Annotated in this window: 12 protein-coding genes; 5 read left to right on the top strand and 7 right to left on the bottom strand. The window is 47.6% G+C overall.

Going from position 1 to position 15,446, the window contains the following annotated elements; all coding sequences use genetic code 11:
* The 5 genes from V512_RS12175 to V512_RS12195 all read right to left on the bottom strand — a co-directional run bounded on the left by V512_RS12175 (window position 1) and on the right by V512_RS12195 (window position 5,832).
* Window positions 1-702 carry a phosphate uptake regulator PhoU gene (locus tag V512_RS12175; RefSeq protein WP_099830729.1) on the bottom strand — a complete coding sequence of 234 codons (702 nt, stop codon included), beginning with the start codon at window positions 700-702 and terminating at the stop codon, window positions 1-3.
* Entirely contained in the window at window positions 692-1,510 is an 819-nt protein-coding gene (locus V512_RS12180; protein ID WP_243392422.1) for an NAD(+)/NADH kinase, read from the bottom strand. The genes V512_RS12175 and V512_RS12180 overlap by 11 nt, the downstream gene beginning before the upstream one ends.
* A 143-nt stretch (window positions 1,511-1,653) precedes the next feature.
* Window positions 1,654-2,703, bottom strand: coding sequence for a Holliday junction branch migration DNA helicase RuvB (ruvB, locus tag V512_RS12185; RefSeq protein ID WP_099830731.1), 1,050 nt, complete (start codon window positions 2,701-2,703; stop codon window positions 1,654-1,656).
* An 8-nt stretch (window positions 2,704-2,711) separates the two neighbouring features.
* A complete protein-coding gene (gene asnS, locus V512_RS12190) occupies window positions 2,712-4,010 on the bottom strand; it encodes an asparagine--tRNA ligase (protein WP_099830732.1) in 1,299 nt (432 codons plus the stop codon).
* A gap of 88 nt (window positions 4,011-4,098) precedes the next feature.
* Complete coding sequence (locus V512_RS12195; protein ID WP_243392431.1) at window positions 4,099-5,832, bottom strand: S-layer homology domain-containing protein; 1,734 nt, start codon at window positions 5,830-5,832, stop codon at window positions 4,099-4,101.
* A gap of 78 nt (window positions 5,833-5,910) precedes the next feature.
* Between V512_RS12195 and aspS the strand changes: the two genes are divergently transcribed.
* The 5 genes from aspS to plsY are packed head-to-tail and all read left to right on the top strand — an operon-like array spanning window position 5,911 to window position 12,853.
* Window positions 5,911-7,710 (top strand): aspartate--tRNA ligase, encoded by a 1,800-nt coding sequence (gene aspS / locus V512_RS12200; RefSeq protein ID WP_180977952.1) that lies wholly within the window; start codon window positions 5,911-5,913, stop codon window positions 7,708-7,710.
* A gap of 2 nt (window positions 7,711-7,712) precedes the next feature.
* The gene (cmk, locus tag V512_RS12205; RefSeq protein ID WP_099830735.1) at window positions 7,713-9,236 is read left to right on the top strand and encodes a (d)CMP kinase; all 1,524 of its coding nucleotides are present in this window, start codon (window positions 7,713-7,715) and stop codon (window positions 9,234-9,236) included.
* Complete coding sequence (locus V512_RS12210) at window positions 9,208-10,923, top strand: S1 RNA-binding domain-containing protein (RefSeq protein ID WP_099830736.1); 1,716 nt, start codon at window positions 9,208-9,210, stop codon at window positions 10,921-10,923. The genes cmk and V512_RS12210 overlap by 29 nt, the downstream gene beginning before the upstream one ends.
* Entirely contained in the window at window positions 10,923-12,248 is a 1,326-nt protein-coding gene (gene der, locus V512_RS12215; protein ID WP_099830737.1) for a ribosome biogenesis GTPase Der, read from the top strand. The genes V512_RS12210 and der overlap by 1 nt, the downstream gene beginning before the upstream one ends.
* Window positions 12,245-12,853 carry a glycerol-3-phosphate 1-O-acyltransferase PlsY gene (gene plsY / locus V512_RS12220; RefSeq protein ID WP_099830738.1) on the top strand — a complete coding sequence of 203 codons (609 nt, stop codon included), beginning with the start codon at window positions 12,245-12,247 and terminating at the stop codon, window positions 12,851-12,853. Before der ends, plsY begins: the two co-directional genes overlap by 4 nt.
* Before the next feature lie 770 nt (window positions 12,854-13,623).
* Here the strand turns inward: plsY and V512_RS12225 are convergent.
* Both V512_RS12225 and atpD read right to left on the bottom strand, forming a co-directional pair.
* A complete protein-coding gene (locus V512_RS12225) occupies window positions 13,624-14,031 on the bottom strand; it encodes a F0F1 ATP synthase subunit epsilon (RefSeq protein ID WP_243392424.1) in 408 nt (135 codons plus the stop codon).
* On the bottom strand, window positions 14,024-15,445 hold the full coding sequence (gene atpD, locus V512_RS12230) for a F0F1 ATP synthase subunit beta (protein ID WP_099830740.1): 1,422 nt from the start codon (window positions 15,443-15,445) through the stop codon (window positions 14,024-14,026). Before atpD ends, V512_RS12225 begins: the two co-directional genes overlap by 8 nt.
* Window position 15,446: the final 1 nt, after the last annotated feature.

Consider the following 15,446-nt stretch of genomic DNA (forward strand, 5'->3'; position numbering starts at 1 on the left):
TCACCCCTTGTTGTTCTGGGCATTGAAATCAATGGGTTGGAAACCGTCATTAACACATCTATAGTATTTGCCGGTTTCAATATACACTGCTGCTTCCATAAGTTCAGTCGAATGATCTGCTATCTCTTCCAGAGCTCCGAAAACCATCATTAAGTCTAGTGCTCTGCTGATTATTGATGGCGATTCTTCGCAGTAGCGAACGAGATCGGTCTTTACCTCTTCCTGAATTCGATCAACGAAATCGTCATTCTTACACAATCTTACAGCTTCAGAAAGAGAGGGGTCAACCAAATTGTCTATTGCGCCTTTTGTCATTACGGAGACAGATTCGAACATCGTCTTCAGTTTTTCATGATAGCCTATCGGCGGACGCTTTGAAAGTGACAATCCCCTCTCACATATAAACACACACTTGTCGCCTATACTTTCAAGAGTGCTGACGATATTCATCGAGAGAGTCAAGAGTCTTAATTCTTTTCCTGTTGGCGTCAGTATTCCGGTTAGGCCGATTATCATTGCTTGTAGTTCCACCTGATGATAATCTATCACAGAGTCGGAATAAATCACATCTCTTGCCTGGTGTTCATTTCTCTCTAGAACAGCAACAGATGTCTTGTTAAATATGCTCTGGACATATCGCGCCATTCTGAGAATCTCAATTCTCAGGTTTCCTATTCTTTCGAGACCAACTTTAGATATCATCTTTCAGTCGACCTCCAAAGGCCAGCTTCTTCTTGAGAAGAGCAACAAAATCGAAGCTTCCTTCTCTGAGGAGAGACACTATCTTTTCTGAAAGACCGACGTTGATCTTGTCTCCCGTCCTGATATTCGAAACAAATGTTCCGTCAACGTAGACCTCAATAGGATAGCCCTTGTCTTGCCTCACTTCCATTAGAACTCTTCTCGAAGCGGCGAGAACGACCGATCCGACGAAGGGGTTATGAGGACATATGGGAGTAACCTGAAAGCAGCCGGCATCTGGATCTACCAGAGCACCCCCGGCGGCCATCGAGTATGCAGTTGAACCAGTGTTTGTCGCGAAGACAATACCGTCACCAACAACGGGATAACTGCTCTGCCCACACACATTCACACTGAAAGAAACGGTCCTGCTTGGTGAAGAACGTTCTACAACGCAGTCGTTAAGAGCATATCTGATAGAGTCTCCGATTTCTATCTCCATTACATGTCTTGTGACGCTCTCAAGTTTTCCGAGGAGAAGTAGATCAAGTGCAGTGTGGAGCATACTGAGTTCAAAGGCTGCGAGAAAGCCTACACTACCAACTCTGAAGCTCATTATCGGCAGATCGTTCATTACTGCCAGAGGCACTGCCTTGAGAACAGTCCCGTCGCCACCGAAGGTAAGAATTACTTCTGTTCTTGCCGGTAAGCACGAAGTACCATCCTCACAAAACGAAGTAGCGATTCCGTGAGATTCAATTTCCCTTGAAAGCCAGTTCAGTGTTTCAGAGGAGATTCTCGTTCTGTTATAGAACACCGCTGCCTTCACAACTCTCACCCCACAACAAAGAAAAACGACTACCAGATTCGTAAAACGACTACAAAGAATACATTGAATTGGAAAACTGTGATCAGCCCGAAGAGAAATCTAAATCAGCACAACAGATTGAGCGATCAAGCCCGAATGTCATATTAGTCTTCATCCCCTTCTCTCTGATCAATGTAGTTCCAAAGAGGTGAATTACGTGATTCAAATGGGAATCCCAAATGGCGATAAGCCTTTTCCGTAACCATTCTTCCTCGGTTTGTCCTTACCAGGAAGCCGTTCTGCAGCAAGAACGGCTCGTAGACTTCGCTGATTGTCTCCGGTTCTATCCCGATTGATGCCGCGATTGCCTTGACGCCCGCAGGCCCACCATTATAACTCTCAATCAAGACAGATAAGAGGCGCTTGTCCATCGAATCTAGTCCCTCCTCGTCAATAGAAAGGAGCGTCATTGCCGACTGAACAGTATCAACTGTAATCTCCTTTCCCCCTTCAACTGTGGAGATATCCCTGACTCTTCTCAGGAGCCTGTTTGCAATTCTAGGCGTTCCACGCGACCTTCGGGCAAGAAGGATTGCCGCGTCTTCTCTTATCGATGTTCCGAGAAGCGCTGCCGATCTAATAATGATCTGTTTCAGATCCTTATCGGGATAGAACTCCATCTCTAGAATCATTCCAAATCTGTTTCTCAAAGGCGCACCTATGAAACCACTGCGCGTCGTAGCTCCGACAAGGGTGAACGGGTTCAGATCAAGACGAATCGATCGGGCACTGGGACCCTTGCCGATCATAATATCTAGCTGGAAATCCTCCATAGCAGAGTAAAGAATCTCTTCAACGGTTCTATTCAGCCGGTGAATCTCGTCTATGAAAAGAACATCGTTCCGCTCCAGCCCGGTCAAGATAGCGGCCAAATCGCCCTGTTTCTCAATAACCGGTCCAGATGTGACATAGATCTCCGAGCCCAGCTCGTTCGCAATGATATGTGCGAGGGTGGTCTTGCCCAAACCCGGAGGGCCTGCAAGCAGAACATGGTCAAGGGCCTCTTGACGTACCTTGGCTGCTTCAATTGCTATGCTAAGTCTTCGCCTGATTTTCGATTGGCCGATATACTCCCCAAGGTTTTTCGGCCTGAGGCTCTTTATTGAACTATCCTCTTGGACCTTACCTGGAGTAAGAAAACGTTCTTCTTCCATAGTGCCTCCTACGGATGAATTCTGTAAAGGGTTCTGGCGAAGGGTATCGCTTCTCTGATGTGCTCAAGTCCTGCTATCCAGGCAACGATACGCTCTATACCCATCCCAAAACCGCTGTGAGGGACCGTTCCATAATCGCGCAAATCAAGATACCAGTCATAAGAAGAAACGTCTAGACCATACTCGTTAATCCTCTCAATAAGCAAGTCTCGGTCATATATTCTCTCAGATGCCCCAATTATCTCTCCATAGCCCTCAGGAGCGAGCATGTCATCGCAGAGTACTACTTCAGGTCTCTCTGGATCAGGCTGCATGTAGAAGGCCTTCATCATTCTCGGATAACGCTCCACAACGATCGGCTTGTCGAATTCATTTGCAATCGCCGTTTCTTCATCACCCCCAATATCGTCGCCCCAATTAATCTCGAATCCCTTGTTTTGTAGAAGTCTCACTGCTTCGTCATAAGTTATTCTTGGGAATGGAGTCTCGATCTTCTCCAGTTTCGATGTATCTCTTCCGATTGATTTAAGATCTTCTCCGGCGCGTTCCAGAGTGCTCTTCACTACATAAGTTACTAGCTCTTCCTGCAGCTTAATATTGTCATCGTGACCATAATAGGCGACTTCAGCTTCGTTCATCCAGAACTCAATAAGGTGTCTGCGGGTCTTCGATTTCTCCGCCCTGAAAGTGGGGCCAAGGTTGTAGACCTTTCCGAGAGCCATGGCTGCTGCTTCAAGATAAAGTTGCCCCGTCTGAGCGAGGTAAGCCTTCCCGTAATCGAAGTAGTCTATCTCGAATGTATTGCCTGCGCTCTCGCCAATCGAGCCGGTGAAGATAGGCGTATCGATAAGCACAAAACCTCGATCGTTATAGAACTCCCTTACGGCACGGATTATCTCGTGACGAATCTTCAGCACATGGGTCTGACGCTGAGTTCTTAGCCACAGATGCCTGTTGTCCATCAGAAAATCGATTGAATGATCCGGTTTGTTTATCGGGAAGTCTTTCTCGGGAATCTGGATTATCTGAAGATCCTCCACGAAAAGTTCGACTCCGCCTGGAGCTCTTTCTTCTGCCTTCACAAGTCCCGAAACAATCACGCTTGACTCCATCTTAAGTGAAGCCGCTACCTGGAATACGCTTTCTGGGACGCTTGACTTCTCGACGATGCCCTGAATGAAGCCCGAGCCGTCCCTCAAGAAGAGGAACTGAATCTTCCCGCTCGATCTCCTTCTTCTAAGCCAGCCCCTTATCTGTACGTGTTCGTTTATATGTTTACTAAGTGAAGAAATCTCTGCGACTCTCATCAAGCACCTCCAGCAACAACTCGTCAGCTTCAATTATAGCAAAAACCCGGGGCTAAACCCCGGGTCAATCATTACGATAGCTCTTCTACTATATTATGCCTGAGGCAATAAGAACCCAGATGGATATTCCTAGAGCTGCCAGAGAACTCACAGTAGAAAGAATCAACCAAGGAGAAGTCTTCTTCTGAAGAGCCTCTACATCCTGCTTTGTGGCTGCATCAATCGTTGCGCTGTTGATTTCGGCTACTCTCTCAGAGAGGTTTACGATTACTGGCTGGGTCTCCAGATCGCTTATTTTTACATATCTCTCGAGGTTCACCACAGTTGCATTCAGTCTTGATTCCAATGAGTCTGTTCTGGTCTTGAGAGCCTTGATTTCGCTCTCATTCTTTCCAAGCTGAGTATTGATAGTATCCATGCTGAGAGAAATCTTTGACAGGTTTGCATCTACCGAGACGTTCAGCATATCCATTGCTTCATTCATCCTAGCCTCTAGTTCAGCAACACTCGCCTGACTTGCAGCGAAGTTCTTGGACTGTTGATCGGTAAGGGCGTTGAACTTCGTATTCAGTGCATTCAAGTCGCTTCTCAGAGAGGATACTGTGCTGACAGAAGACTTCAGTCCAGCCAGTTCATTCTCGTGAATAGTGACGATTTCATTTATCGCGTTTATGCTTCTCTGAAGATTGCCGATATCGCCTTTGATGATTCCGGTTTCCGAAGTGAAGTCCTTTCTCAAAGTCTCGATATCCTTGGTAAGCAATTCGTTCGAATTCTTTACCTTGGCAAGCTCGTCAACACCTGCGTAGAGATTCAAATTCGCCTTTAGGTCGGTCTTCGTCACATAGTTCTGCAAATCACCGATCTTCGCGTAGTCAGAGGAAATCGCATTGATTCTCGCAGAAAGCTCATCGAGTTTGCTTACAGCATCGGCGGGAAGCCTCACATTTGCGATCTGATTCTCAAGCGAAGAAATCTTGTTCTGAAGATCCCTAACAGTCGCCACATTTGCAGTCACTGTCGCCATTGATTCTTTTAGAGATGCGATCTCAATAGCGTTTGCAGAAGCTCTGTTTGTAATCGTACTGAGCTTCGCATCGTAGTCGCTTAGTGAAGACGAGAGAGATCGAACAGCAGAGTCTAGAGTGGATATAGATCTTTCGTTTGAAGAAAGCGAACTCTGGATTGTGCTGATGTTTCCGCTAAGAGTATCAACTCTTCTCACAGCATCGTTGACTCTCGATTCCATGACGGCAAGATTTGACATGGAGTTCTGAACGTTTTGAACGTCAACGGCCAGAGTATCGAGCTTCTTCGTAGTCAGAGAAAGGTCCTCGACGAACTTCATGATCTGCTGCCTCAAGGATTCAACGGTGCTCTGAGATACGCTCCCGTTGGTGGAGATTCCAAGAGAAGTGATTCTGTTCTCCAAAGCAGTGATCCGTAACTGAAGATCCATGGTATCGATTAGCCTTCCGCTAGAATCGGTAAGGGCAAGCTCGAGAGCTTCAAGACGGGACATGATAGTTCCATCGACAGTACCTGACTGCTGAACAGTGCCATGCTTTGCGAAATTCAGCTCAACATAATCGAGTGTCTTCTTCAGCATTACCGCTGTCTGATATCTTGTGAGTGGATCGTTTCCATTGAAGTAAGTCCTGCCATCGGCTTGAACAATACCTGTCAGAATGCCTAGGTCAGAAAGTCTCATCACCGCATCGTATGCCCAGTGATTTGAACTGACGTCTACATAATTGACGGCAGCGAAAGCTGAAGTGAATGCCAGACCGAAAATAAGCAGTGAGGCAAGTAAAAGTTTCATTTTCAATTTCTACACCTCCCCGAAGGAAATATTCTAAATGATTCTACCACAAATCGAGATTCCATCCTAGAAAGTGGCATGGTAATATTAACTCTGTGGGAGGTGTTGGTGTTGAAGAAAAGGACGCACACCTGTGGCGAATTGACGGCATCCGACACGGGAAAAGCAGTAACACTCAACGGCTGGGTCGATCGTATCAGGGATCTTGGGGGTATCAAGTTCGTTCAAGTTAGGGACAGGTATGGCTTGACGCAAGTTGTCTTCGATCCTCAGAATGTTAACCTCTATAGCCAGGCCTTAAAGCTGGGAAACGAGTTCTGCATTTCGGTAACTGGATCTGTGAGAAAGAGGCCTGAGGATGCTGTAAATAAGAAGCTCCCCACAGGAGAAATCGAAGTGTTTGCCTCCGAATTGGAACTCTTTTCAGATGCAGAAGTACCGCCTATTTATATAAACATAGACGAAGAGTCCTCAGAAGAGATGCATCTCAGGTATAGATACCTCGATCTAAGACGCCCGAAGATGCAGCGCAATGTATTGACCAGGCATCGTTTTGTGCAGGCGGCAAGGGAGTATCTAAACAGAAATGGATTTGTGGATGTGGAGACTCCTATTCTCGGGAAATCTACGCCTGAGGGGGCCAGGGACTTTCTCGTACCCTCGCGGTTGAAACCCGGGAAGTTCTACGCTTTGCCCCAGTCTCCTCAAATCTTCAAGCAGTTGCTGATGGTTTCTGGTTTCGACAGGTACTACCAGATCGCAAAGTGCTTCAGAGACGAAGACTTTCGGGCCGACAGGCAACCTGAGTTCACGCAGATAGACGTTGAGATGTCTTTTGCAGATGAAGAGGATGTCTTCTCTATGGCCGAGGGTTTGATGAAGCATGCATTTGCAGAGGCTGTCTCGGCAGATATTCCGACTCCATTCCGGAGATTCACCTATCAAGAGGTTGTCGACCTGTATGGCAGCGATAAGCCAGACACCAGATATGGGATGGAGATAAGAGACATCACGGAGGTTTTTGCTGGAACTGAGTTCAGAGTCATAAATGAAGCGATAAATAGAGGCGAACGTGTAAAGGGATTGCTTGTCAAAGGTAAGGCAGACCATTTCTCGAGGAAGAAACTGGACGAGTATACCGCCTTGGCAAGAGATAGTTCCCTGGGGGGTCTGATGTGGGCAAAGGTAGAGGGTGACGGTTTGAAATCCTCTATCCTGAAGCATTGTCCCGATGAACTCGAGAAAGTGATTTCCTTCTTCAAAGCGGAAAGAGGAGATCTAGTGCTCTTCTCTATTGGCGAGAGTCTTGCACTTTCCAAAGCTCTTGGGCAGATAAGAGGAAAGGTTATTAAGGAAGAGGAGTTTTCGGTAGAGGGGTTTGACTTCCTCTGGGTTACTGATTTTCCGATGTTCTCCTACAACTCGGAGGAAGGACGGATTGAGGCCGAACACCACCCCTTTACTATGCCTGATTTAGAAGACCTCGAAAAGTACGCCGAAACCGATCCGCTAAGAGTTAGATCCAAGGCTTATGATCTGGTTCTCAACGGATACGAAGTTGCCAGTGGATCTGTGAGAATACACAGAAGAGACATTCAGAGCAGGGTCTTCGATCTCATAGGTCTTTCGCGTGAAGAGGCGGAGGAGAAGTTCGGCTACCTGCTTGATGCCTTCAAGTACGGTCCGCCTCCGCATGCGGGAATCGCACCTGGACTAGACAGAATAGTTGCTATAATCGTCGGAGCTCAATCTATAAGAGAGGTTATTGCCTTTCCGAAGGTAGCTAGCGGTGCCGATTTAATGACATCTGCTCCATCCGAGGTGTCCCGCAATCAACTGGATCTTCTGAAGCTTCAGGTAAGGGACGCGGGGGACTAGATTTGAGGATTGCGATCGACGGTCCCGCCGGATCAGGAAAATCGACTGTAGCTAGACTTGTAGCATCAAGACTGAATTTCACTTACATAGACACCGGTGCGATGTACAGAGCGCTTGCCCTCAAGGCAAGAGAGGCCGGTGTATGTTTCTCCGATCTCGCATCGATGACGGAGTTGATGAGTCATACATATTTTTCGCTCTCTGATTCAGGCATAACGTTAGACGGCACTCCGGTCGGCGATGAAATAAGAACGAGAGAGGTATCTCTTCTATCTTCGGACATTGCTAGGTACTCGTATGTCAGGGACTTCCTTACGGAGCAACAAAGAAGTCTTTCAAGACAAGGCAACGTAGTCATGGAAGGCCGTGACATAGGAACAGTGGTTATTCCCGAAGCGGAGTTGAAGATTTTTCTTACAGCCTCGGTGATCGAGAGGGCAAGGAGAAGGCTGGAACAACTCAGATCGAGCGGAATTGCCGCTGATTTAGAGGAGATACTAGCCGAAATCGAAAGTAGAGACCACAATGACTCAACTAGATCAGTTGCGCCGCTAAAGCCTGCTACGGATGCCATTACGTTAGATACGACGAAGATGGGTATCGAGGAAGTAGTTTCTACCATAGTGACCCTTGCAGAGAAGAGGCAGAAAGTGCACCTTGCGAAATCTGTAGGGTTTTGCTACGGAGTCGACAGGGCAGTCAGAGAAACGATTAAGCTTCTAAAATCAGGAAAAAAAGTTTTCGCGACGGGAGAGATCGTTCACAATGAGAAGGTGATGAACGATCTCAGGGAGCTGGGTCTTGAAGTAATCGAAGACAGACTGTTGAATGAAAAACATGATGGCGTTGCAGTAATAAGGGCTCATGGAGTAGATCCGGCTTCGGAGGAGAAATTACGACACGTTTTCGATGAAGTAATAGACCTTACTTGTCCTATAGTGTACAATGTATTTAGCCTGGCGGTCGATCTCGAGCAGCAAGGCAACTTTGTTGTGGTGTATGGCAAGAAGAACCACCCGGAAGTTACGGCTCTTTCGGGTAGGCTTGACAAGTATCTCATTGTGGAACCGGGAGATGACTATAACGAAGTATTGAAAGAGCTTGAAGGCCTTGAACGTGTTGCGATCGTTTCGCAGACTACGATGAGCAACAGCGATTTCGAGGAGTTCGCAGAGTTTGTTAAGGAAAAGCTTCGGGGTCGTGTAACCGTTCATAACACTATTTGCAAGGTCACAATTCAGAGAGAATCTGAGGCAGAACGACTTGCAAGCGTAGTTGATACGGTTATTGTGATAGGTGGAAAGAACAGTTCAAATACAAAGAAGCTTGTAAGAATAGTAGAGAGACTCGGTAAAAAGGCGCTTCATGCAACAGATCTATCGGATCTTCCTCAAGGTGATATGGGGAAGGTTGCTCTGATTAGCGGTACATCAACTCCGTACGAACAAATCCAGAAGATACTGGATTACATAGACAAAATGAGGGAGGTAACCAACAATGGAAGAGAAAATGAAACAGCAAGATGAAAACCTGAGCATGGAGGAAATATTTGAACAGATGGATGTTTCCTCGGCAAGGAAAGGAAATAGAAAGGATGCAGAGGTTTTCTCCGTCCAGCCTGATGGACTGATGGTGATTATGGACGGGAAGCTCGATGGGTTCGTTCCTGCGGACCAGTTAGTGAATGATCTAGAAGAGTACAACGTTGGAGATAAGATAGAAGTCATGGTCATCAAGACCAACGAAGAGGAAGGAAGAAGCACTGTTTCTGAAAAGAGAGTCCATGCCAGGCAAGCGGTCAGCAAGGTTGAGAAGGCTTACAGAGAAGGCAAAGCCATTGACGGAAAGATAGTTTCGGAGACGAACGCCGGGTACAATGTGCGGCTTTTGAAGACGGTGCCCGCATTTCTTCCAGGCTCAGAGTCGGGAATCCGAAAGGGAGATCCGGCTCCAGAAGGAACAATGAAGTTCAAGGTCATAAGATTTAAGAGACAACGAAATGGAATAAACGTAGTAGTTTCGCTAAAAGCATTTCAGGAAGAGGCAATAAATGCCTACTTCAAGACAATCGAAGTCGGCCAGGAACTGGAAGGCAAAGTCGAGTCAATAAAGAATTTCGGCGCCTTCGTGAAGCTAAACGACAATGTAACTGCGCTTATTCCGGCATCTGAAATGAGCTGGGATCCAAGTGTGAGGATAAGCGATCTACTGAAGCCCGGCGAGACGGTCAGGACAAAGGTAATTGGAATCGATGAAAAAGAGAAGAAGATATCTCTCTCGCTTAAGCAGATGACGGAAGACCCTTGGTCGACCTTGAAGGAAAAATACGAAGTCGGTTCTACGGTCGTTGGAACGGTAAAAAACATCACCCCGTTCGGTTTCTTCGTATCGCTTGAGCCCGGAGTGGAAGGATTAGTACACATTTCAGAAGTATTCTGGGGAAACATCAAGAAGGATCTCAAGAGCGTTGTAGAAGTTGGAGACGAGGTCAAAGTGAACATCAAGGAGATAAACGAAGAAAAGCGGACCCTTTCACTCTCTTACAGGGAAGCCCTGGGCGACCCGTGGGAAAACATCGGCGACAAGTACAAAGAGGGAGACGTTCTAAAGGCTAAGACGGCAAAGGTATTGCCTACCGGGGTAATTCTCGAGCTTGAAGAGTACGTATCTGGATTTGTTCCGGTATCTGAGGTCTCGTGGAACTTCGTCGATAGAATCGAGGATGTTGTTAAAGAAGGAGAAGAAATAGAGGTAAAGATACTTTCTATAGATACAGTTAACAGGAGGATGAGGCTTAGCATAAAACAGGCAACTCCCGATCCCTGGGAGAAGGTTTCCGAAGAGCTTTCTGTGGGAGATCAAGTTAGTGGGACCGTGACAAGACTCACGAAGTCTGGAGCAATAATCATGGTCGACTCATACGGTGTTGAGGCCTTCTTGCCCGTTTCGCAGGTATCTCTTGAGCGGACAGAGAATATCGAGGACTCGGTTGAAGTCGGTAAGCATGATCAATTCAAGATAATCCGTTTGGTTTACGACCCGGATAACGACACTCGAAACATGGTTGTGTCGATAAGGCAGCTCATAAAAGATAAAGAAGCGGCCGAGACCGAGAAAGTTCTCAAGGATTTCAACGATAATGGAACCGTCAGTTCCAACAGCCTTGGAGAAATGATTAAGAATCAGCTTGAGGAAGAAGGAGAAAGCCTCTAGTGGCCACCGTCCTGATAATCGGACGACCAAATGTTGGAAAGTCGACTCTATTCAATAGACTTGTTGGTGGTAGGAGAGCTATAGTTGATGACATTCCAGGGGTTACCCGTGACTTCACGGTAGGGAGAGTTAACTGGCAACAGAGAACCTTTCAGCTTGTAGACACATGTGGACTATTTGAGAATCCAGAAAACATCGTTGAAGAAAAGATGAAAGAGGTCACCCTTGAGCTTCTGAGTGAGGGAGACCTCATTCTTTTTGTTGTCGATGGAAGAAGCGGGCTTACAAGTGCCGATATCGAACTCGCAGATTACTTGAGAAAGCAGAGACTTGAAGTGATCTTCGTTGCCAACAAGGTTGAGAACCCCGATAACTTTTATTCAAGTATGGGAAACGAGATCTTTTCACTTGGTTTTGGAGATCCCATAAAGGTATCCTCGGCCCACGGTCTTAACATCGATTTGCTTTTCGACGAGATCTTCGATCGATTGACCTCGCTGGGACACTCGATACAAGCGGAAAGTGGCGAAGAAAGCGATCTGAAAATAGCAATTGTCGGTAAGCCAAACGCGGGAAAGTCCTCTATCTTCAACTGGATAGTCGGCAGTCCAAGAAGCCTTGTAACTGAAGTCTCGGGGACAACCCGAGATACAGTCGATGAGACTGTCGTTGTAGACGGTATACCAATGACCTTCATTGACACTGCAGGAATGAGGAAGAAGTCTAAGGTGAAGGTAATGAATGTTGAATACTACAGCGTAATGAGAGCAATTGACGCTCTGGAGAGATCCGATATCATACTAATGGTAATTGACTCGGCTGACGGAGTTGGCAATCAAGACCAGCGCATCGCTGGACTCGCTGAAAAGAACGGTAAGGCGACCATTGCTGTCTTCAGCAAATCGGACCTTGCTGATGATAGACGCAGGAAGGCGTTGCTGCGAACCTTCAAACAGGACCTATACTTCATAGACTACAGTCCCGTTCTCTTCACCTCAACCGAGACCGGTGAAGGTATGGACGATCTTATCGACAACATTAGGCTTGTAAGTAAGAAGATAGACCTAAGAATTCCGACCGGCCTTCTTAACACTCTCATTCAGAGATACTCGGAGGGAACGCCGGCACCCGGCAAGGGGAAGAAGCGAGGCAAGATATATTACGGTTCCCAGATCTCAAGCAGGCCGCCGATAATAATGCTGAATGTAAACGACCCTACGCTCTTTACCGAGCCTTATCTTAGAGGGATTAGAAACACGATTCGGCTTAATTTCGATCCATTCGACGGAACTCCAATCTTCTTGAAGCTCAGGAGGAAGAGATGAGGTACGTAGTATTTGCTCTTGTTGGATATATTATGGGTTCCATCCCCTTCAGTTTCATTGTGCCACTTGTTAAGGGCGTGAATATTACCAGGGTGGGCAGTGGAAACGTAGGTGGAACAAACGTTCTTAGAAGCATGGGGGGCTATGCTGGTGCCGTCGCCATGATTCTGGATGGGGTGAAGGCCTTCATTCCCGTGATAATCGCTAGAGCTGTCTTTGGAGTCTCATTGCCCGAAGGTATGATGATCGGTTTCTTTGCAGCAGTGGGCCACAGCTATTCGATTTTCCTCAGATTCAGAGGTGGCAAAGCCGTTGCCTGCACGGTGGGGACGCTTTCAGGGACATTACCGTGGTATGTTGCGGTCTTCTTTGGAATATGGGTACCGATCGTTCTGCTCACTAAATACGTTTCCCTTGGTTCAGTTCTTGCTCTGGCGATTTTATCTAGCATCCTCTTCCTGACTGAAGGCTACGCCGTAGGTCTTTGGATGCTCGCCTTCTTCGGGCTGTCTCTGTTCAGACACCGGAAGAATGTCGCCGCTCTTCTCAGAGGCGAAGAGAGAAAAACGGATTTGATAGAAGCATTCAAGAGAAAACGCAATTAAATGAAAGATCGATAGACCTCTTCAAAAGTAGGAAGTGATGCCTTTCCGGGCATTGCGATCCGGTGAGGCGGGCCTTGCGTCCGCCGATGCTCTTCGGCGCCTTGCGTCCCGCCGAAGGCGGCATTGCGTCTTATTTCAGCAGTGACTGGCTTTTCTCCCACCTTCTCGTGAGCGCAGCGAACGCCTCGACAACGCACTTCCTCGATTGATCTTATCGCAGGACGGGTCCATGCCCTTGGACTGTCAACGGAGAACCGCATTTCACAGCGATCAACGGGTCCTTATTCTTAAGCGTCAAGCGCCTCTTCTGCCCGCGAAGCGGAACTTGCCTTTGCGAAGCAAAGACTGGCCTGCCTAAGCAGACTAGCTTCTTCAAAGTCTTGCAACTTGCAACAGGGAACTTGCAACTGATGCTCTTCTCGGAGGACGGCGGACCGTCAACGGTTAACGTGTCAATTGGAGCCTTCTAATGAGCGCAGCGAACGTCTCGACAACGCAGTTCCTCGATTGATCTTATCGTAGGACGGGTCCATGATCTGGGACGCATAACGGAGGACTGCTCTTCAAAGCGATCAGCAGGTTCTCCGCTCTTAAGCGCAAAGCGGTTCTTTCCAGCGTCCAGCGGCTCTTTTGCCCGCGAAGCGGAACTTGCCTTTGCGAAGCAAAGACTGGCCTGCCTAAGCAGACTGGCTTCTTCAAAGTCTTGCAACTTGCAACAGGGAACTTGCAACTGATGCTCTTCTCGGAGGACGGCTCTTCAAGAGGAGCAGCTATTCCCCAGACCCCACTCTGATTCTAAGCATATGTCTTTGCAGTTTGGCCTCGTTTCTAGCCCTTTCGCGCCTGGATTTACTTACTTCCAGCAATTCCTCTGCTCTCTTTAGCCGCTGCTTTGCTCTTTCTACGCTAATCTCCTCAGGAGTTTCGGCGGCATCGGTCACAATAGTCAAGCTGTCTCTCTCCTGGAGAACGTATCCTCCGTGAACGGCAAACCGCAAAGTCTTAGAACCTGACGTTATCTCCATTACGTCAACGGTCAACTTCATAAGAGCTGGAGCTCTTTCAGGCAGGTAGCCTATCTCCCCTTCGGTCGAGCGGAAGGAGATGTAATCTGCTTCTCCCTCCCACTCGATCTCATAAGGCGTGATTATCGTGGTCTTCAATGCCAAGTCATTCACCCTTCGTAAGCTTCTTGCCCTTCTCAACGGCTTCATCAATCGTGCCAACCATCATGAAGGACTGTTCAGGAAGAGAGTCGTGTTTGCCCTCGAGTATCTCTTTGAACCCACGTATCGTTTCGGAAATGGGGACGTATTTCCCATCCATGTTACTGAATTTCTCAGCGACAAAGAACGGCTGCGTCAAGAACCTTTGGATCTTTCTCGCTCTCTGAACGGCTAGCTGATCCTCTTCAGACAGCTCTTCCATACCCAGAATCGCAATGATGTCCTGAAGGTCCTTGTATCTCTGAAGAACTTCCTGGACGCTTCTTGCGACCTGGTAGTGTTCCTGGCCCACAACTACGGGATCAAGATTTTTCGACGTCGAATCCAACGGATCAACGGCCGGGTACAGCCCCTGCTCGGCTATTGAACGCGAAAGGTTAACGGTCGCATCGAGATGGCTGAAGGTAGTAGCAGGCGCCGGATCAGTGAAATCGTCCGCAGGAACGTATATTGCCTGGACGGAAGTAATAGAACCAGATCTCGTCGAGGTGATCCTCTCCTGCAGGTTTCCCATTTCAGTCCCCAATGTCGGTTGGTAACCAACCGCTGAAGGCATTCTTCCAAGGAGAGCCGAAACCTCTGAACCGGCCTGAACAAATCTGAAGATGTTGTCAATGAATACGAGAACGTCCTTCTTCTGAACATCTCTGAAGTATTCAGCCATGGTTATAGCAGAGAGACCGATTCTGAATCTTGCTCCAGGAGGTTCGTTCATCTGCCCAAAAACGAGAGCGGTATTTTCAATGACACCGGCCTCCTGCATATCGAGCCAAAGATCATTTCCCTCTCTAGTTCTCTCACCGACTCCGGCAAAGACAGAAAGCCCCTTCTGCTCGATTGCGAAGTTTCTTATGAGTTCCATAACGAGAACCGTCTTTCCGACTCCGGCACCTCCGGAGAAGCCAATCTTTCCGCCCTTGCTGAATGGCGCAAGAAGATCGATGACCTTTATTCCCGTTTCAAGTATCTCGACTTCGGTCTGCTGGTCGGTGACTGAAGGAGACGCTCTGTGTATCTCCCAGTGATCGGCAAACTTTACCTCTCCAAGTTCGTCGATCGGTTCGCCGAGAAGATTGAACATTCTTCCGAGAATCTCTTCTCCGACAGGTACGGTGATCTGCTTTTCAGTATCAAGTACTTCCTGGCCCCTCACGAGTCCGTCTGTACTGTCCAAGGCAATTGCCCTGACGCTGTTATCTCCAATCAGCTGGGCAACTTCGAGTACTATCTCTTTATCTAAGAATTCGTTCTTTACTTTCAGGGCATTCAGAATGTCGGGAAGCCTCGCTCCTTCGAATGATACGTCTACGACCGGACCAGTTATCGCGATTATTTTCCCAATATTTTGTTCCTTTTTGTCGGGCACA

The sequence above is a fragment of the Mesotoga sp. Brook.08.105.5.1 genome (genome assembly GCF_002752635.1).
Lineage (GTDB): Bacteria > Thermotogota > Thermotogae > Petrotogales > Kosmotogaceae > Mesotoga.